The organism is Paenibacillus sp. BSR1-1 (assembly GCF_030403775.1).
Lineage (GTDB): Bacteria > Bacillota > Bacilli > Bacillales > Cytobacillaceae > Neobacillus.
This window is the reverse complement of record NZ_JAQMWQ010000049.1, coordinates 1-1,451: the sequence shown is the minus strand read 5'-3', so window position 1 is coordinate 1,451 and position 1,451 is coordinate 1. Positions and strand designations below refer to the sequence as shown.

Sequence of the window (1,451 nt, the reverse complement as noted above, 5' to 3'; positions counted from 1 at the left end):
ACGGATAAGTCTTTGGCATTCGGAGTTTGTCTGAATTCGGTAACCCGATGAGGGCCCCTAGTCCAAACAGTGCTCTACCTCCAAGACTCTAACAACGTGAGGCTAGCCCTAAAGCTATTTCGGAGAGAACCAGCTATCTCCAAGTTCGATTGGAATTTCTCCGCTACCCACACCTCATCCCCGCACTTTTCAACGTGCGTGGGTTCGGGCCTCCATCCAGTGTTACCTGGACTTCACCCTGGACATGGGTAGATCACCTGGTTTCGGGTCTACGACCACATACTCAAACGCCCTATTCAGACTCGCTTTCGCTGCGGCTCCGTCTCTTCAACTTAACCTTGCATGTAATCGTAACTCGCCGGTTCATTCTACAAAAGGCACGCTATCACCCATTAACGGGCTCTAACTACTTGTAGGCACACGGTTTCAGGATCTCTTTCACTCCCCTTCCGGGGTGCTTTTCACCTTTCCCTCACGGTACTGGTTCACTATCGGTCACTAGGGAGTATTTAGCCTTGGGAGATGGTCCTCCCTGCTTCCGACCGGATTTCACGTGTCCGGCCGTACTCAGGATCCACTCAGGAGGGAACGAAGTTTCAACTACAGGGCTTTTACCTTCTATGGCTGACCTTTCCAGGTCGCTTCATCTACCCCGTTCCTTTGTAACTCCATGTTGAGTGTCCTACAACCCCGAAAGGCAAGCCTTTCGGTTTGGGCTGTTCCCGTTTCGCTCGCCGCTACTTAGGGAATCGCGTTTGCTTTCTCTTCCTCCGGGTACTTAGATGTTTCAGTTCCCCGGGTCTGCCTTCAGTACCCTATGTATTCAGGTAAAGATACTGCTCCATTACGAGCAGTGGGTTCCCCCATTCGGAAATCTCCGGATCAAAGCTTACTTACAGCTCCCCGAAGCATATCGGTGTTAGTCCCGTCCTTCATCGGCTCCTAGTGCCAAGGCATCCACCGTGCGCCCTTTCTAACTTAACCTAAAAGGTTTTACTCTAATAAATAGAGAGAAAAACTAAAATGGCGATTACTCGGTTTTTACTTGGTTACTTCTTCTATACGATTATCTAGTTTTCAAAGAACGAAATTGGTGGAGCTTAGCGGGATCGAACCGCTGACCTCCTGCGTGCAAAGCAGGCGCTCTCCCAGCTGAGCTAAAGCCCCGTTATGAAGTGGTGGGCCTAAATGGACTCGAACCATCGACCTCACGCTTATCAGGCGTGCGCTCTAACCAGCTGAGCTATAGGCCCTCATAACGAAAGTTATGAAATTAAGTGAAAGAATCAATCTTTCAAAACTAAACAAACACAAAACAATCAAACAAACGTTATTGTCTGGCTCTTACGTCCAGCTTATATCCTTAGAAAGGAGGTGATCCAGCCGCACCTTCCGATACGGCTACCTTGTTACGACTTCACCCCAATCATCTGTCCCACCTTAGGCGGCTG

2 tRNA genes and 2 rRNA genes are annotated in these 1,451 nt (G+C 49.4%); all 4 read right to left on the bottom strand.

Annotated features, from left to right (window positions below):
- A 23S ribosomal RNA gene (locus PH210_RS29665) occupies positions 1-984 on the bottom strand; the annotation flags it as partial.
- Positions 985-1,091: 107 nt separating this feature from the next.
- Positions 1,092-1,167 (bottom strand) — tRNA-Ala (locus tag PH210_RS29660).
- Between the two features lie 9 nt (positions 1,168-1,176).
- Positions 1,177-1,253, bottom strand: a tRNA-Ile gene (locus PH210_RS29655).
- 114 nt (positions 1,254-1,367) lie between these two features.
- Positions 1,368-1,451: ribosomal RNA gene (locus PH210_RS29650) — 16S ribosomal RNA — on the bottom strand; the annotation flags it as partial.